The sequence below is a fragment of the Mesorhizobium sp. B2-3-12 genome (genome assembly GCF_006442205.1).
GTDB lineage: Bacteria > Pseudomonadota > Alphaproteobacteria > Rhizobiales > Rhizobiaceae > Mesorhizobium.
Genome location: NZ_VFVR01000003.1, coordinates 358,111 through 374,191, shown reverse-complemented (window position 1 = coordinate 374,191; position 16,081 = coordinate 358,111). Strand labels below are relative to the sequence as shown.

The 16,081-nt window shown below is 64.3% G+C and carries 11 protein-coding genes; 1 reads left to right on the top strand and 10 read right to left on the bottom strand.

Annotation, left to right across the window (positions count from 1 at the left end):
- Nucleotide 1: 1 nt before the first annotated feature.
- Nucleotides 2–730, top strand: a complete 729-nt coding sequence (locus FJ948_RS12070) for a hypothetical protein (RefSeq protein WP_224559306.1) — start codon at nt 2–4, stop codon at nt 728–730.
- Between the two features lie 258 nt (nt 731–988).
- Here the strand turns inward: FJ948_RS12070 and FJ948_RS12065 are convergent, their stop codons facing one another.
- From FJ948_RS12065 to FJ948_RS12020, 10 genes are all read right to left on the bottom strand, one after another.
- On the bottom strand, nt 989–2,503 hold the full coding sequence (locus FJ948_RS12065; RefSeq protein WP_140704575.1) for an aldehyde dehydrogenase family protein: 1,515 nt from the start codon (nt 2,501–2,503) through the stop codon (nt 989–991).
- A 194-nt stretch (nt 2,504–2,697) separates the two neighbouring features.
- Nucleotides 2,698–3,972 carry an RNA polymerase sigma factor gene (locus FJ948_RS12060; protein WP_140704573.1) on the bottom strand — a complete coding sequence of 425 codons (1,275 nt, stop codon included), beginning with the start codon at nt 3,970–3,972 and terminating at the stop codon, nt 2,698–2,700.
- On the bottom strand, nt 3,969–4,343 hold the full coding sequence (locus FJ948_RS12055) for a YciI family protein (protein WP_140704571.1): 375 nt from the start codon (nt 4,341–4,343) through the stop codon (nt 3,969–3,971). The genes FJ948_RS12060 and FJ948_RS12055 overlap by 4 nt, the downstream gene beginning before the upstream one ends.
- Before the next feature lie 106 nt (nt 4,344–4,449).
- Nucleotides 4,450–5,541 carry a DNA topoisomerase IB gene (locus FJ948_RS12050; RefSeq protein ID WP_140704570.1) on the bottom strand — a complete coding sequence of 364 codons (1,092 nt, stop codon included), beginning with the start codon at nt 5,539–5,541 and terminating at the stop codon, nt 4,450–4,452.
- Between the two features lie 111 nt (nt 5,542–5,652).
- A complete protein-coding gene (locus tag FJ948_RS12045; protein ID WP_140704568.1) occupies nt 5,653–6,591 on the bottom strand; it encodes a glycosyltransferase family A protein in 939 nt (312 codons plus the stop codon).
- Between the two features lie 145 nt (nt 6,592–6,736).
- Nucleotides 6,737–7,621 (bottom strand): transglutaminase family protein, encoded by an 885-nt coding sequence (locus FJ948_RS12040; RefSeq protein ID WP_140704566.1) that lies wholly within the window; start codon nt 7,619–7,621, stop codon nt 6,737–6,739.
- A gap of 12 nt (nt 7,622–7,633) precedes the next feature.
- The gene (locus FJ948_RS12035; protein WP_140704564.1) at nt 7,634–10,045 is read right to left on the bottom strand and encodes a circularly permuted type 2 ATP-grasp protein; all 2,412 of its coding nucleotides are present in this window, start codon (nt 10,043–10,045) and stop codon (nt 7,634–7,636) included.
- Between the two features lie 6 nt (nt 10,046–10,051).
- Nucleotides 10,052–13,411: a transglutaminase family protein gene (locus FJ948_RS12030; RefSeq protein WP_140704562.1), complete on the bottom strand. Its 3,360-nt coding sequence runs from the start codon at nt 13,409–13,411 to the stop codon at nt 10,052–10,054.
- 179 nt (nt 13,412–13,590) lie between these two features.
- Nucleotides 13,591–14,724 (bottom strand): hypothetical protein, encoded by a 1,134-nt coding sequence (locus FJ948_RS12025; protein WP_140704560.1) that lies wholly within the window; start codon nt 14,722–14,724, stop codon nt 13,591–13,593.
- Between the two features lie 96 nt (nt 14,725–14,820).
- Nucleotides 14,821–16,017: an acyl-CoA dehydrogenase gene (locus FJ948_RS12020; protein ID WP_140704558.1), complete on the bottom strand. Its 1,197-nt coding sequence runs from the start codon at nt 16,015–16,017 to the stop codon at nt 14,821–14,823.
- Nucleotides 16,018–16,081: the final 64 nt, after the last annotated feature.

Sequence of the window (16,081 nt, the reverse complement as noted above, 5' to 3'; positions counted from 1 at the left end):
GCTGGGTCATGTCGGCCTTGCCATGCACTTCAGGCGCGACCCCAACGACCGCCGCAAGGAACTGACCGTATCGCGTTTCATCGAGGTCGTGCACAAGAACGCTGTGGCCAGCCGCAACACGGCGGACGCCTTCATCAAGGAGATGCTGCACTACAACATCGCCGAGTATGTGGCCGGCGGGGACGGCCGAACGCATCCCTTGCAGCCGACGGCGGCCACCATTGAGCGATTCACCGGCTGGGTGACAGCCCATCTGCGCACGCTCGACCACATCGACGGCGGCGATCGGCTGGCCAGGTTTCTCGAGCGGCCCGAAATGCTCGCCACGCTGCAGCCCCTGGTGGCCGACGGACTGCTGGCGTCAAAACCAGTGCGCGAACCCAACCAGACCTTTTCGCTGTTCATCTGGCTCAACAATGGCGGCATCGTCATGGACTGGCTGATGTCGGGCATCGACCCGGACCATGCCGGGTTGGAGCGAATTCCGACCGGCGTGGTTTCGATCGGCGACTTCGCCAAATGGCTCAAGCTCTCGCGGACCCATCTCGGCCGCAAACTGCGCACGGCGGAGGAACTCGGCAGCATTGGCTGGCTTGGCCAGCGCGGCCACTCGGTGATGTGGGTGTCACACCGATTTTACGAGGAATACATGACCGTCCAGGCGGCCAAGCTGGCCGTCGTCGACACCGCCTTCAAGACCTGTTTTCCGCCATCGCAACGGGGCGCTTGAGCAGCGCTGCGCAGGACAGGCAGTTGAGCGCCCCATGCGGGGATGCACGAATCCGTCGCGCCCGGTAGCACTCCAATCGCAGCCCTATGCGGCACGGATGATCGGAGAGCAACCGCACCATAAAAAAGCGCTACGAAATCCGACGCTGGACAAGCGTCAGAAGCTGTCCAGCGTTACAGCCGCGCGCACGCCCTCCGCCTTTGTCGATTTATGCCCCGCGAGCTTGATCGACACTGACTGCGGGTACCTCTCGGCGTCTCACTCGATGTCGAACGAGACGCCTTGAGCAAGCGGCAGCGCCTTGGAATAGTTCACCGTGTTGGTGGCGCGGCGCATATAGGCCTTCCACGCGTCCGATCCGCTTTCGCGGCCGCCGCCGGTTTCCTTTTCGCCACCGAAAGCGCCGCCGATCTCGGCCCCCGATGTGCCGATGTTGACGTTGGCGATGCCGCAGTCCGACCCATCGACACCGAGGAAGCGCTCGGATTCCTGCAGGTCGCGGGTGAAGATCGACGACGACAGGCCGGCGCCGACCGCATTGTGCTCATCGAGCACGGCGTCGAAATCGGAATACTTCATCACATAGAGGATCGGGGCGAAGGTCTCTTCCGTCACCGGTGCGACTTGTTTGGGCATTTCGACCAGTGCTGGATGGACATAATAGGCATCGGGATGGCCGTTCTCGACCCGCGTGCCACCGGTCACCTTGCCGCCATGTGAAACCGCTTCGCTCAGCGCCTTCTGCATGGCATCGAAGGCAGCCTTGTCGATCAGTGGCCCGACCAGCGACGAGGTCTCCAGCGGATTGCCGACCGAAACGCTCTGATAGGCCTTTTTCAGGCGCGGCACCAAGGCGTCGTAGACGCTGTCATGAACGAACAGGCGACGCAGCGTCGTGCAGCGCTGGCCGGCGGTGCCCATGGCGCCGAAAGCGATAGCGCGCAGCGCCATGTCGAGATCGGCCGTCGGGCAGACGATGCCGGCATTGTTGCCGCCGAGTTCCAGCACGGCGCGGGCGAAGCGCTTGGCCAGGCGCGGCCCGACATCCCGGCCCATGCGGGTCGAGCCGGTGGCCGAAACCAGCGGCACCTTCGGATGGTCGACCAGGATCTCGCCGACCGCACGGTCGCCAATCAGCACGGGCGCCAGGCCTTGCGGAGCGTCAGCGCCGAAGCGCTTGACGGCACGCTTGAAGATCGCTTCGCAGGCAAGTGCCGTCAGCGGTGTTTTCTCAGACGGCTTCCACACCACCGCATCGCCGCAGACCAGCGCAAGTGCCGCGTTCCACGACCACACGGCGACCGGGAAGTTGAAGGCGGAGATGACGCCGACGACGCCCAGCGGATGCCAGGTTTCCATCATGCGGTGGCCAGGACGCTCGGTGGCGATGGTGAGACCATACAATTGCCGGGAAAGACCAACGGCGAAATCGCAGATGTCGATCATTTCCTGCACTTCGCCGAGCCCTTCGGACGGGATCTTGCCGACCTCGATCGACACCAGCCGGCCCAGCTCGGCCTTGTGCGCGCGCAGTTCCTCGCCGAGCAGGCGCACCAGTTCGCCGCGCTTGGGACCCGGCACCAGCCGCCAGGACTGGAACGCCTTGTGCGCCTCATCGATGGTCTTGGCCGCGTCGGCCGGCGTGATCGTCTTCAGCGCCGCGATCTGTTCACCCGTCACCGGGCTGCGCACGATCAGGTCGCCGCCGGCAAGCGCGTCCTTGGCCACGCCCAGTTTCGCCAGAAGCTCGGTCGTTTCCTTCGCTATCGTCATTTTGGTCCTTTCAGATCCCGCCGCTCGTATGGCTGGGTCGACGCCTTGCGCCATGCCTTCCCGGTGCCGTCGCGGCCGGAAGGGGCTGTGATGGCGTGCCATTACCTGTTTCAAGGGAAAATCGCCACCCCGGCATGGTCCAAGCCCGGATCGCACGATTGAGCCAGACGAGGTTGAGCAGAACGGTAGAGGCTTCAGTTTGCCTTCTTCGCCGGCGCGCGCACGGCGCCGTCCTTGATCAGACGGTCGATATGCATGCGGATATGGGCTGCTTCGGCCCCCGTGTTGGCAAGCGCAATGGCGCGGTCGAAGGCGATGCGCGCCTCCTCGCCCCGGTCGAGTTGCATCAACAGTCCGCCCTTGAGGCCGAAGAAGTGGAAATAGCCGGAAAGCCTCTGCTCGAGCGGCTCGATCATCGCCAGGGCCGCTTCCGGCCCGCGCACCTTGGCGACCGCGACAGCACGGTTGAGCGTGATGACCGGCGACGGCTGCATCTGTTCGAGCAGCCCGTAGAGCAGGTCGATCTCCACCCAGTCCGTGTCCTCGGCCTTCTCGGCCCGCGCATGCAGGGCCGCGATCGCCGCCTGCACCTGGTAAGGGCCGGGCTTGCGGTGGCGCAGGGCCTTGTCGACCAGCGCCAGCCCTTCGTCGATCATCTTGCGGCTCCACAGGCTCCGGTCCTGGTCCTCGAGCAGCACGATCTCGCCGTCGCCGTCGAAACGGGCCGGCGCGCGCGCGTGCTGCAGCAGAAGCAATGCCGTCAGCCCCATGATCTCCGGCTCGGTCTGGAACAGCCTCAGCAGCAGCCGGGCCAGCCGGATCGCCTCCTCGCAGAGCGGCGCGCGGGCCGGCGCCTCGCCGCTGTTGGTCGAGTACCCCTCGTTGAAGATCAGGTAGACCATGGCAGCGACCGCCGCGAGCCGTTCGGAGCGCTCGACGGCATCAGGCGTCTCGAACGGCACGCCGGCATCGGCAATGCGCGCCTTGGCGCGGGTGATGCGCTGCTCCATGGCGCTCTCGCCGACCAGGAAGGCGCGCGCGATCTGCTTGACGGTGAGGCCGGAGACGATGCGCAACGCGACCGCGATCTGCTGCGTCGCTGGCAAATCAGGGTGACAGCAGATGAACAGGAGCCGCAATATGTCGTCGCGGTAATGCGCACCGTCCAGCCGCTCGGCAATGTCGCTTTCGGCATCCTCCAGATCGGAAATCTGGTCTTCCTCCGGCATCGGCGCCTGCTTGGCGCGCTTGCGCACCGCGTCGATGCCGCTGTTGCGGCCGACAAAGATCAGCCAGGCCGCCGGATCGCGCGGCGGCCCGTTCTGCGGCCAGTTCTTGAGCGCCCTGAGGCAGGCATCCTGGAAAGCTTCCTCCGCCGTGTCGAGGTCGCGGAAATAGCGCAGCAGCGCGCCCATCGCCTGCGGGCGGGCGGCACTGATGGCCGAGCTTATCCAGGCAAGTTCGGTCATACGGCCACCTTGGTGGGATTGAAGACGGAGACCGGCCTGATCTCATAGGAGCCGCCGCTCGGGTTGACCTCGGAGAGCTCGCGGGCGAATTCGACCGCTTCGTCGAGATCGGCGCATTCGAGCGTATAGAAACCGAGGAATTGCTCCTTGGTCTCGGCGAACGGCCCGTCAATGACGACGGATTCGCCCTTGACCTTGCGCAGCGTCGTCGCCGCCGTCGTCGGCAGAAGCCGCGCCACCGGGCCGAGCCGGCCGGCCTTGGCATATTTGTCCTGGACGTTGAGGAGCTTGGCCATGACGTCGTCGTCCTGCGCCTTGCTCCAGGAGCTGACGACGTCTTCGGAAGCGTAACACAGGATGGCATACAGCATATCAGGTCCTTTCTCTGTCAAAGGACGAAACAGTAGGACCGATCCCGACACGGCGTCGATAAAAAAATCAGGGGTCGCGGATTTGGCTCAGGCCGCTTGCCGCCTGTCAGCTCTCGCGCGTCTTCAGCCACCGCAGAACCAGCGCCTCTTCTTCATCGAGGCCGTCGATGGAGCGCTTGCGCCTGTTGGCCTGCGCCATTTCTGCAAGCAGCCGTCCTTCGCTCCAGGCCTCGAAGACCTGCGGATGGATATAGCACTTGCGGCAGACCGCGCGCGTATTGCCCAGCCGCTCCGCCACCTTGTCGATGACGCTGTTCATCACCCGCTTTTGCTGACCCTGGCTTTCTGGCAGTTCCGTCTGCGCGAACAGCGACGCGGCATGGATGGTGCCGCCCCATGTGCGGAAATGCTTCGAACTGAATGCATCGCCGACCGCTTCGCGGATATAGCGGTTGACGTCGTCGGAACGGACAGGGCGTCTGTTGCCGTCCTCGTCGAGATATTGGAAAAGTTTTTGGCCAGGCAGGTCCTGCGCGCCGCGCACGATTCCCGCGATGCGGCGGTCGACCAGCTTCAATCTCCATTCCTTGCCGGACTTGCCCTTGAAGGCGAAGCGCAGGCTGGATCCCTTGATGTCGACATGCCGGTCCCGCAATGTCGTCAGGCCGAAGCTCTTGTTGTCACGTGCATAGGCGGCATTGCCGACGCGGATCATCGTGTTGTCGAGCAGCCAGACCACCGCGGCGACGACGCGTTCGAGCGGCAGGCCGTGACGGCGCAGGTCGCTGTCGATCCCGCGCCGAAGCTCCGGCAGGCTTTCCGCGAAAGCGACGAGGCTCGAATATTTGGCGCCGTCGCGCTCCTCGGCCCATTGCGGATGATAGCGATACTGCTTTCGTCCCCGCTGATCCCTCCCGGTCGCCTGGATATGCCCATTGGGATCGGTCGAAATCCAGACATCGGTCCAGGCCGGCGGAATGACGATCGCCGCGATGCGCGCCTTGTCGGCATCGGAGACCGCTTTCCCGCCCGGCCCCTTGTAGGCAAATCCCTTGCCAGCCTTCAGGCGGCGGATACCGGGCTCGGCATCGCTGACATAGGTCAGCGCGGCGTGCTCGGCCGAGCTTTGCGCCCCGGCCCTCGGCGAACCGTCTATGTCGGCCGACTGGCTGAGCGACAATCTGGATCTCTGCAGCATGTAAGCTCCACGCAAATATGCGTAGATAAGCTGCTGGCTGACTGCTGGTTCCACACGCCCGCTGAAAACCAGGCGATCCTGGCGGCGTCGGCAACTGGCATGGCTGGAGGCCTACAACGCGCCCTGCATCTGGGTCAGAGGAACCGACAACCTACGCCGCACCTTGAGCTTGAGCTTGTAGCGCAGGCAGCGCCAGGCCTCCGAGCGCCGCTTCGGCGCGGCCTCGGCCACCGCCAGGAAGCGCGCGGCGGTATCCAGGTCCCCGCGCGCATAGTGAACCCGGGCAATCTTGAGTGCGACGAGGCCCTCCCTGGCCTTCAGTGCCGAAATCGGAATGCCGCAATCGGTGAGCGTACGCAGCTCCCGGCGCCAGTCCAGAAAGCGCCGCACCGGGTTGAGCGTGAAGCGATCGTCCGAGCGCTCCGCTGAGACTTCGTAGATCATGACGGGTCGCTGAACCATGGCAAGCGACGCCTTGCTCATCAGCCGCGCCCAGAACAGCGTGTCCTCGTCGAAGGCGAGCCCGACCGGGAAGCGGGTCTCGCCGATGAGACGCCGGGAAGCCAGCACGCTGCCCACCGCCACCGAGCGTATATCCCCCTTCACATAGGCGGAGGCATTGGCGAGGCAGGCCGCTGTATAGCCGTTTGGCACCTTGATCTGCCGGTCCTGGCCGTTCACCCTGCGCCGGAAGGCACCGACGATCATGTCGGCCTTGGGCTGGCTTTCCGCCCGCGACAGCAAGGAGCGCAGGCCGCCCTCGAGATGCAGGTCGTCGGCGTCGATCAGGTAGACCCACGGATGGACCGCTTCATCGAGCGCAAGGTTGCGGGCGCCGCCGGCGTCGCGGCAACTGGCCGGCAGCACACGCAGCGGCAGGGATGATTGCGCCGCGGCCTGCCGTGCTGCATCCGCCGTGCCATCGGTCGATTGGTCGTCGACCAGTAGTATCTCGCCGATAAACCCGGCCTCTCCGCCGAGCGACGCCAGGGTTTTAGCGATCGTTGCCGCCGCGTTGTGGGCGGGTATGACGACGCTGATCGTTTTCAATGACAGACCCCGTACCTGTACCCAACAGCTTAAGACTATTCTCCCTCAAAACGAATACAGACTAATGGCCGTATCGATGTTTGAGAAGTCGACTCCATCCCTTTGCGGGCTTTCGCGCCGCGGGGCAAGTCGCCGCGCCCCTGTTTTACGCCTTTTCGAGCACCACCGGGATGACGTCGACAGCCTGCTCGCCGACCTGGCCGCCGGTCGTCTTCAGCACACCGACGATGGGCGCGACATCCGAATAGTCGCGCCCGTAGCCGACGGTGATATGGTCGTTGGAAGCGCGCATGCCGTTGGTCGGATCGAACTCCTGCCAGCCGGCGTCACGCCCGCACCAGACCTTGACCCAGGCATGCATGGCATCCGCGCCTTCCAGCCGGGGTTTGCCCTTGGGCGGAATGGTGCGCAGGAAGCCGCTGACATAGCCGGCCGGTATGCCGAGCCCACGCAAGCCGGCGATCATGATGTGGGAGAAGTCCTGGCAGACGCCCCGCTTCAGCCGGAAGGCATCGCTGGCCCGGGTCCGCACCGTGGTCGCTTCACCATCATAGGTGAAATCGCGATGGATACGGTTGCAAAGGTTCATCGCCGTCCCGGCGGCGGAGTTCCCGACGCTGTCCTGGGCGAATGCGGTGATCGCCGCATCGATGCCCGCATGGCTGCTGGCGGTCAGGAAATGGTGCGGCGAGGCAGGCGCCAGCGATCGAACGGCGGCCAGTTCCCGCCTGAGCCGGCCGATATCGGGCGACACGTCGAGCCCAGGCTCGGGCCGCGACACCGCCACGCGCGCGCTCATCCTGATATCGAGCGCGTCATGGGCATCGCGAAAGGCGATCGAGGTGACGTTGTTGCCGAAAAAATCCGTGAAGTCGGATCGTTCATTGGGCGCCGGCTCGAAGGAGAGCGAAGCGGCGATGACCCGCTGAACGCCACCGATGGTCGGCGGCAGAACCCGCACCTGATGCCGGCCGCCGCCGGCGGCGGCGGCGTAGTCGTAATGGAGCAGAAGCCGGATGTCGTACAGCATGGCCATCGCTTTTTACCCGAAATAGGCTTTGGCGAGGCTGTTGTAGAGGCCGCCGATCTCGCTGGCGAGTTCGTTCAGCGCCTTCGCCGTCATGTCGGCCGGTTCCTTGATGGCGATGGCGGTGTTGAGCTGCAGAATTTCCTTCGCCGCCGCCGACATGTGTCCTTCGCCGCCGACGGACGGCAACAGCCCGATCTCGGCCCTCAGCCGTTCCAACTGGAACAGGATGGAGCGGGGATTGAGCGGATCGAGCGCCAGGAGATCGATCACCGTGCGTCGGCCCGCCTGCACCGGATATTGCCGGCGATGGGTCATCACGCTGTCGCCGATCTCCAGCATCATATCCAGCGCCCCGTCCGGCGCCTCGCGGCTGGTCAGCCTGGCGAGCGTGCAGGCGATCTGGATGCCGCGCTCCAGCCGCCGGCCGATCTCGAGGAAGCGCCAGCCGGCGAAGCGGTACATATTCTCGTGCAAAAGGCCGGAAAACCCGGCGAGCTTGCGCAGGATGACGGTCATGGCCCGCGTCGCGTCGTCGCCCGGCGCCACGGTGGTGGCGAACTGATGGATGGTCTTCGACAAATCCTTTAGCGCCAGCCATCCGTCCGGTGAAAACCGGTCGCGGATCTGGCCAGCGCTGTAAACGGCGCTGTCGAGCGTGCCGATCAGCCCTGGCGGGATCGCCGTTTCGACATCGATGCCGAACGGTTCGAGATAGTCCCTGATATCGGCCAGCAGCGGCATGTCCGGGTCGGAGGTTTCGGCGAGCCGCACGTGATAGGCGCGCAGGATGCGCACCGTATCTTCCGAGCGTTCGATGTAGCGGCCGAGCCAGGTCAGGTTTTCCGCCGCGCGGCTGGGCAGGCTGCCGGGCCTGGTACGGTTGAAGCTGTCGCTCTCCCGCGGCAGCAGCGTCTCGCGCTCTACCGGCCTGTCGCTCACCACCCAGACATCGGCCGCCTGGCCGCCACGCTGCATGGCGATCGCCGTCGGGTCGAGCGACAGGCCGACGCGAGCAAACCCGCCCGGCATGACCGTCCATCCTTCGGGCGTGCGCGCCAGATAGACGCGCAGGCTCGCCGGCCGCGGTTCCAGCCAGCCGCCGACATAGACCGGCGTCGTCGACAGCGTCACCGCTTCCTGGCCGACGAAGGCCTCGCCATCGCGTTCGATGCGCGCCACCAGATCCGCCCGCTCCCCCACCGACAGCGCCGCGCCGAGCTTCGTCTGTCCGTCATCCTCGAAGGCCAGCCTTGTCGACAGCGCCGGGCCGACCACCATGCGGTCGATGTTGGCGAGCACATGAGCGCGTTCCGTCTCCTGCCCGCACCACCATGTCGCCACGCTGGGCAAAAGCAGCTCCTCGCCCCACAGTTCGCGCGCGATCTTGGGCAGGAAGGCAAGCAGCGCACGGGTCTCCATCAGGCCCGATCCCAGCGCGTTGACGGTGGACACCGTGCCTTGCCGGATCGCCTCGACCAGGCCCGGCGTGCCGATCTGCGAATCCGGCCGCAATTCGAGCGGATCGGCGAAGGCGGCATCGAGCCGCCGCCACAGCACGCTGATCGGCATCAGGCCCGACACGGTGCGCACCATCAGCCTGCCGCCGGAAACGGTCAGATCCTCGCCTTCGAGCAGCATGATGCCGAGGTAGCGGGCGATATAGGCGTGCTCGTAATAGGTTTCGTTGAGCGGTCCCGGCGTCAGGATGGCGACGCGGCCGTCGCTCTCCTTGGCCATGCCGATCAGCGCGTCGCGGAAGCGGCGGAAGAAGCCGGCAAGCCGGTGCACGTGCATTTCGCCATAGATGTCGGACAAAGCGCGCGTCGTGGCGACGCGGTTCTCCAGCGCGAAGCCGGCGCCCGAAGGCGCCTGGGTGCGGTCGCCCAGCACCCACCAGCGGCCATCGGGCCCGCGGCCGAGCTCGAAGGCGCAGAAGTGCAGGAAATGCCCCCCGGCCGGCCTGGTGCCGACCACCGGCCGCAAATATTCAGGGCTCGCCGCGATCAGTCCTGCCGGCAGGATGCCTTTTTCGATCAGCCGGTTCGGCCCATGGATATCGGCGACGATTTCCTCGAACAGGTCGGCGCGCTGCACGAGGCCGGCGCTGATCGCCTGCCACTCGCTGTCCTCGATGAGCAGGGGAATATGCGCCAGCGGCCATTCGCGCTCGTTGGCGCCCGCCTTGTCATAAACGCGGTAGTAGACACCGGCATCGCGCAGATACTGGTCGGCTCGGGCGAAGCGCTGGCCAAGCTTTTCGGCTCCGAGTTCGTCCAGTGCCTCGACAAAATGCTTCCAGGCCGGACGGGGATTGCCTGACGCGTCGACCATCTCGTCGACGACGCCGTCGATCGGCTGGTAGTGCTCCAGCAGGCTACGGGCCTGCGGCTTGCCGCGTACCCTTTTGTGATTCCCCTTTGCCATGTCAGATCACAGTCTTGGTGAACGCCTGAGGTCAAGCGTCATCGGAAAATCTTCCGCCGGCTGTTCCTCGCGCAACAAATAGCCCGATGGCGTGTGGCCGCGCGCCTCGAAGCGGGCGAGCCGCCGTGCCTCCGCCTCGTTGCCGTTGACCGGGAACGTCTCGTAGTTGCGCCCGCCGGGATGCGCGACATGGTAGACGCAGCCACCGACCGCCCGGCCGGACCAGCGGTCATAGATGTCGAACACCAGCGGCGTGTTGACCGGGAGTGCCGGATGCAGGCCCGACGCCGGCTGCCAGGCCTTGAAGCGCACGCCGGCCACAGCGATCTCCCTGTTGTCCGTTACCTTCATCGGCACGATGCGGCCATTGCAGACGATCGCATGGCGCTCTGGATTGAGGCCTTCGGTCTTGACCTGCAGCCGTTCGACCGAGGAATCGACGAAACGCACCGTGCCGCCGATCGCCCCCTGCTCGCCCATCACATGCCACGGCTCCAGCGCTTGCCTGAGCTCCAGTTTGACGCCGGCATGCTGGACTTCGCCACAGAAGGGAAAGCGGAATTCGAGTTGCGCGTCGAACCATTCGGGCCTGAACTCGAAGCCGTTGAGCTTGAGGTCGTCGAGCACGTCGAGGAAATCGGCCCAGACATGGTGCGGCAGCATGAAGCGGTCATGCAGCGAAGTGCCCCAGCGCACGAAGCGTCCGTCGAGCGGGTTCTTCCACGCACGGGCGATGATGGCGCGGACCAGAAGCTGCTGCGCCAGGGACATGCGCGCATTGGGTGGCATCTCGAACCCACGGAATTCGACAAGGCCAAGCCGGCCAGTCGGGCCATCCGGCGAAAACAGCTTGTCGATGCAGATTTCCGAGCGGTGCGTATTGCCGGTGACATCGGTCAGCAGATTGCGGAACAACCGGTCGACCAGCCACGGCAAGGGTGCGCTACCTCTGTCGGGATGCGGCACCTGCGCCATCGCGATCTCGAGCTCGTAGAGCGAATCGTGGCGCGCCTCGTCGAAGCGCGGCGCCTGGCTGGTCGGGCCGATGAACAGGCCGGAGAACATGTAGGACAGCGATGGATGCCGCTGCCATTGCAGCACCAGGCTCTTCAACAGATCGGGCCGGCGCAGGAACGGGCTGTCATTGGGCGTGGCGCCGCCGACCACGACATGGTTGCCGCCGCCGGTGCCGGTATGCCGGCCGTCGATCATGAACTTGTCGGCGCCAAGCCGCGTCTGCCGCGCTTCGTCGTAGATCGCCGTGGTGGTCGCCACGCAATCCTGCCAGTTGGAAGCCGGATGGATGTTGACCTCGATGACGCCGGGATCGGGCGCCACGCGGATGACGTTGAGGCGCGGATCGTGCGGCGGACCGTAGCCCTCGATGTGAACCGGCAGGCCAATCGCCTTTGCGGCGTTCTCGGCCGCCGCGACCAGCTCGAGATAGTCTTCCAGCGCCTCGACCGGCGGCATGAACACGCACAACCGCCCGTCGCGCGGCTCGACCGAAAGCGCGGTGCGCACCGCGCCGCCGATCTCGGTGATCTCCTGCTCGACCCGGTCCTGCTGGCCGGTCGCCGCCGTGAACGAGGCCGCCTGCTGGCGCCGCGCCATTTCGTCGGCGCCTTCCAGTTCCGCCGGGGCAACGGAGGGCAGGATCGCTTCTCGCGCCGGCAGCGCACCGCGCGGCAGCGACGGGTCTACCGGCACGATGTAAGGAAACTGCGCCGGGGGCACGTGGGGTAGCGTGCCGAGCGGCAGACGGTAGCCGACCGGTGAATCGCCCGGCACCAGGAACAGCCGGCCGCGCCGCGTCTTCCATTTTTCCGAGCGCCAGCGCGGATCGGACGCCTGGCTGTTCCAGCGCTGCACCGGCAGGACGTAGCCGGACGGCTTGGTCAGCCCGCGCTCGAACACCTTCGCCATGCGGCTGCGTTCTTCCGGGTCTTCGAGCTTCGAATTCGACGGATCGACATTGTCGGGGAGCTTCCCCTCCTTGAGCAGCCATTCGGCTGGATCCTCATAGGCTTCGCTGACCATGGATTTGTCGATGCCGAGCTCGCCGGCGATCGCCGTCAGCAGGCTTTCGGCCTGCTTCGGCCCGATATCGGCCGCGCTTTTCTCCCGCGCGATCAGCGACGGGTCGCTCCACACCGGCTGGCCGTCGGCGCGCCAGTAGAGCGAAAAAGTCCAGCGCGGCAGGCTCTCGCCTGGATACCATTTGCCTTGGCCGTAGTGCAGGAAGCCGCCCGGCGCGAAACGTTCGCGCAGTTTTCTGATCAGCGCGTCGGCCTTTTCGCGCTTGGTCGGGCCGACGGCGGCGGTGTTCCACTCGGCGGATTCGAAATCGTCGATCGAGACGAAGGTCGGCTCGCCGCCCATGGTCAATCGCACATCCCCGGCCTCGAGTGCCGCATCGACCTTGTTGCCGAGCGCATCCAGCGCCTGCCAGCTTTCGTCCGAGAACGGCTTGGTGATGCGCGGATGTTCGGCGATGCGATCGACCCGCATCTCGAAGCCGAACTCGACATTGGCGAAGCTCGCCATGCCGGAAATCGGTGCCGCATTGCGGAAATGCGGCGTTGCTGCCAGCGGCACATGGCTCTCGCCGGTAAGCAGGCCGGAGGTCGGGTCGAAGCCGATCCAGCCGGCGCCGGGAAGATAGACCTCGCACCAGGCGTGCAGGTCGGTGAAATCGACCGCTGTGCCGGCCGGCCCGTCGAGCGCGATGAGGTCGGGCTTGAGCTGGATCAGATAGCCGGAGACGAAGCGCGCGGCGATGCCGAGATTGCGCAGGATCTGCACCAGAAGCCAGCTCGAATCCCGGCACGAGCCCTTGGCCGCCGCCAGCGTTTCCTCCGGTGAGAAGACGCCGGTCTCCATGCGCACGATATAGGCGATCTCGCGTTGCAGCCGCGCATTGAGGTCGACGAGGAAGTTGACCGTGTTGGGCGCGCTACGATCGACGGTTTCCAGGAAAGCCTGGAGAAGCGGACCCGCCGGCTCCGGTGTCCGGTAGATGGCGAGATCGTCCCTGATGTCCTCGGGATAATCGAACGGGAACGCCTCAGCTGACGGTTCGACGAAGAAATCGAACGGATTGTAGACCGTCATGTCGGCGACGAGGTCGATCTCGATCTTCAGCTCCGTCACCGGCTCGGGAAAGACGAACCGGGCGAGGAAATTACCGTAGGGGTCCTGCTGGAGATTGACGAAATGGTTCGCCGGCTCGACCTTGAGCGAATGGCTCAACACCTTGGTGCGCGAATGCGGCGCCGGCTGCAGCCTGATGATCTGGGGGCCAAGCACCACCGGCCGGTCATATTTGTAGTGGGTCAGGTGGTAGACGGCTGCCAGAATTGCCATGGGACCCCGGGGTTCGGCGTTTAGCTGGCCGAACCCTGACACATCTGGCCGCCATTCTCCAAGCGGATGTTGCGGTGCACCTAAATTAAACGGCTACTGATCGGACAATTTCGCTTGGGAGGGTCTTCGCGACATCGCTTCGCTCCTGCTTCGCCCTGGAACGCCGGCGCTACTCGAGTCTAGATGATCAACACGTCGACGAATTTGCCAAATTTGCGCATTTTCTCAAGATTGACTGCAAGCCAAGCGCTCTTGAGATGCTCCGCCGCGCGGTCACCAATTTCCGGCGTCAGACTTGGCGGGGATTTAGGAAAAGCTGCGAAGCGGGCACTGCAAGCATGGAAAAGAAGGTAATACTCAAGATATTGAAATCTCCCTTCAGGACACAACGGCATTCCCTCCAGAGGGACAGGTGTCAATCTCTCGATCCTCACCGGAAACGACATCCCAGCAATCCTGACGCTCACTTCATAGATATTCGGGTCTTCGCGGTTCACGCTCGGAATCTGAATCCGGACGTCCGGTTCATCATCCACGGTCACGGTGTAAGACCAGTAATCGCGATTACTGGTTTCGATCTTATAGCGAGAGAGTGGCCGGCTCGCGGCTCTCTCCGGCGTAAAATTATTGACGAAATCCAGGATCGTATCGTGAACCGCCAGCAATTCCGCCATTGGATTTCGCCAATTCCAATGCAGTTCGCCAACGACAACGGGAACGGCCAATTCCTGCCAATATTCTGCATCGACCTGCACTTCCTTGACGCTGCGCGCTAACAGATCCCGCAACGGTTTTTCGATCAGTGCCCGGATATCTTCGATATCCGATTCCAAGAGCCCTTCAATCCTGGAGCAAAAGGGGGAGATATAGCTGATCCGTTCCACCGTAACATGCGAGCAATACGCCGCAGGCGCGTCATTACGAGAGCTTGGAAGTAATGTGAACTCCTTGAGCCAGCGAGCAATAGCGCTACGCCAGCGATAGGCCGCAGCAGTCTCGCTGCGGAAGGAGCGAGTGGGGCCTGGATGCTCGATCTTCTCAAGCCAGCGGGTGATGCAGACGTTTACACCGCAGGGGCCATCGAAATGAAGCCCGGCATCCCACACGTACATCTTTCGAACAGCCCCGGAATTCAGACGGAACGTCCAGTTGCTCCCAGAACCAATCGTAAAGCGGCACCCTTCGGCGTGGGAACCCCAAGTGCCTCCAACGAAGCTGAACTCACGCCGGTACCTATCCATCTGCACAAGACGCTTACCGCGAAAGCGCTTGAGCCCCTCGCGGATGCAATCGGCGATACTGCGCAACGGCATTGCGTTCTCCAAAACAACTGAAGAGACAGCACCGTTTATTCAGAAATCCTCTACGATCTGTTTAGCGAGGCGGTCTCGAACCAAGACTGCTCTACCTTAAAAGAACGCCTGTATCCCCGTCTGTGCCCGTCCCAGGATCAGCGCGTGCACGTCATGCGTGCCTTCATAGGTGTTGACGGTCTCCAGATTCTGCGCGTGGCGCATGACGTGGTAGCCGATCTGGATGCCGTTGCCGCCATGCATGTCGCGGGCCTGGCGGGCGATGTCGAGCGCCTTGCCGCAATTGTTGCGCTTGACGATCGAGATCATCTCAGGCGCCATCTTGCCTTCGTCGAGCAGACGTCCGACGCGCAGCGACGCCTGCAAGCCCAGTGCGATTTCGGTCTGCATGTCGGCGAGCTTCTTCTGGTAAAGCTGCGTGCCGGCCAGCGGCTTGCCGAACTGCTTGCGGTCGAGGCCATACTGGCGAGCGCGGCGCCAGCAATCTTCCGCCGCCCCCATCGAACCCCAGGAAATGCCGTAGCGGGCCCGGTTGAGGCAACCGAACGGTCCGCCGAGGCCCTTGGCGTTCGGCAGCAGCGCGTCCTCGCCGACCTCGACGCCTTCCATCACCACTTCGCCGGTGATCGAAGCGCGCAGGCTGAGTTTGCCGCCGATCTTCGGCGCCGAAAGCCCCTTCGTGCCCTTTTCCAGCACGAAGCCGCGGATTTCGTCCTTGCCGTTCTCGCCCTTCAGCTTCGCCCAGACGACGAACACGTCGGCGACCGGCGCATTGGAAATCCACATCTTGGAGCCGGTCAGCCTGTAGCCGTTGGCGCTCTTTTCGGCACGGGTCTTCATGCCGCCGGGGTCGGAGCCGGCATCCGGCTCGGTCAGGCCGAAACAGCCGATCCATTCGCCGCTGGCGAGCTTCGGCAGGTACTTCCTGCGCTGCTCATCCGAGCCATAGGCATGGATCGGATACATCACCAGCGACGACTGCACCGACATCATCGAGCGATAGCCGCTATCGACGCGTTCGACTTCCCGCGCCACCAGCCCGTAGGTGACATAGTTGGCGCCAAGTCCACCGAACTCCTCGGGAATATTGATGCCGAGCAGGCCGGCCTCGCCCATCTCGCGGAAGATCGCCGTGTCGAAAGTCTCGTTGAGATAGGCTTCCTCGATGCGCGGCGCGAGCTTGTCGGCGGCAAAGGAGGCAGCGCCGTCGCGCACCATGCGCTCGTCTTCCGAAAGCTGGTCCTCGATCAGGAACGGATCTTCCCAGACGAATGCATTCTTGTCGGCGGCCATGGCTTTTCTGTCCTTCGAAAGGTGAACCCGGCTTATCGGCCCGCAGCTTGAGAAAATCAAACGA

Bases quoted from the DNA above. Each gene is read 5' to 3' on its own strand.
- FJ948_RS12065 (WP_140704575.1), bottom strand. From the start codon at position 2,503: ATGACGATAGCGAAGGAAACGACCGAGCTTCTGGCGAAACTGGGCGTG.
- FJ948_RS12060 (WP_140704573.1), bottom strand. From the start codon at position 3,972: ATGACCGAACTTGCCTGGATAAGCTCGGCCATCAGTGCCGCCCGCCCG.
- FJ948_RS12055 (WP_140704571.1), bottom strand. From the start codon at position 4,343: ATGCTGTATGCCATCCTGTGTTACGCTTCCGAAGACGTCGTCAGCTCC.
- FJ948_RS12050 (WP_140704570.1), bottom strand. From the start codon at position 5,541: ATGCTGCAGAGATCCAGATTGTCGCTCAGCCAGTCGGCCGACATAGAC.
- FJ948_RS12040 (WP_140704566.1), bottom strand. From the start codon at position 7,621: ATGCTGTACGACATCCGGCTTCTGCTCCATTACGACTACGCCGCCGCC.
- FJ948_RS12035 (WP_140704564.1), bottom strand. From the start codon at position 10,045: ATGGCAAAGGGGAATCACAAAAGGGTACGCGGCAAGCCGCAGGCCCGT.
- FJ948_RS12030 (WP_140704562.1), bottom strand. From the start codon at position 13,411: ATGGCAATTCTGGCAGCCGTCTACCACCTGACCCACTACAAATATGAC.
- FJ948_RS12025 (WP_140704560.1), bottom strand. From the start codon at position 14,724: ATGCCGTTGCGCAGTATCGCCGATTGCATCCGCGAGGGGCTCAAGCGC.
- FJ948_RS12020 (WP_140704558.1), bottom strand. From the start codon at position 16,017: ATGGCCGCCGACAAGAATGCATTCGTCTGGGAAGATCCGTTCCTGATC.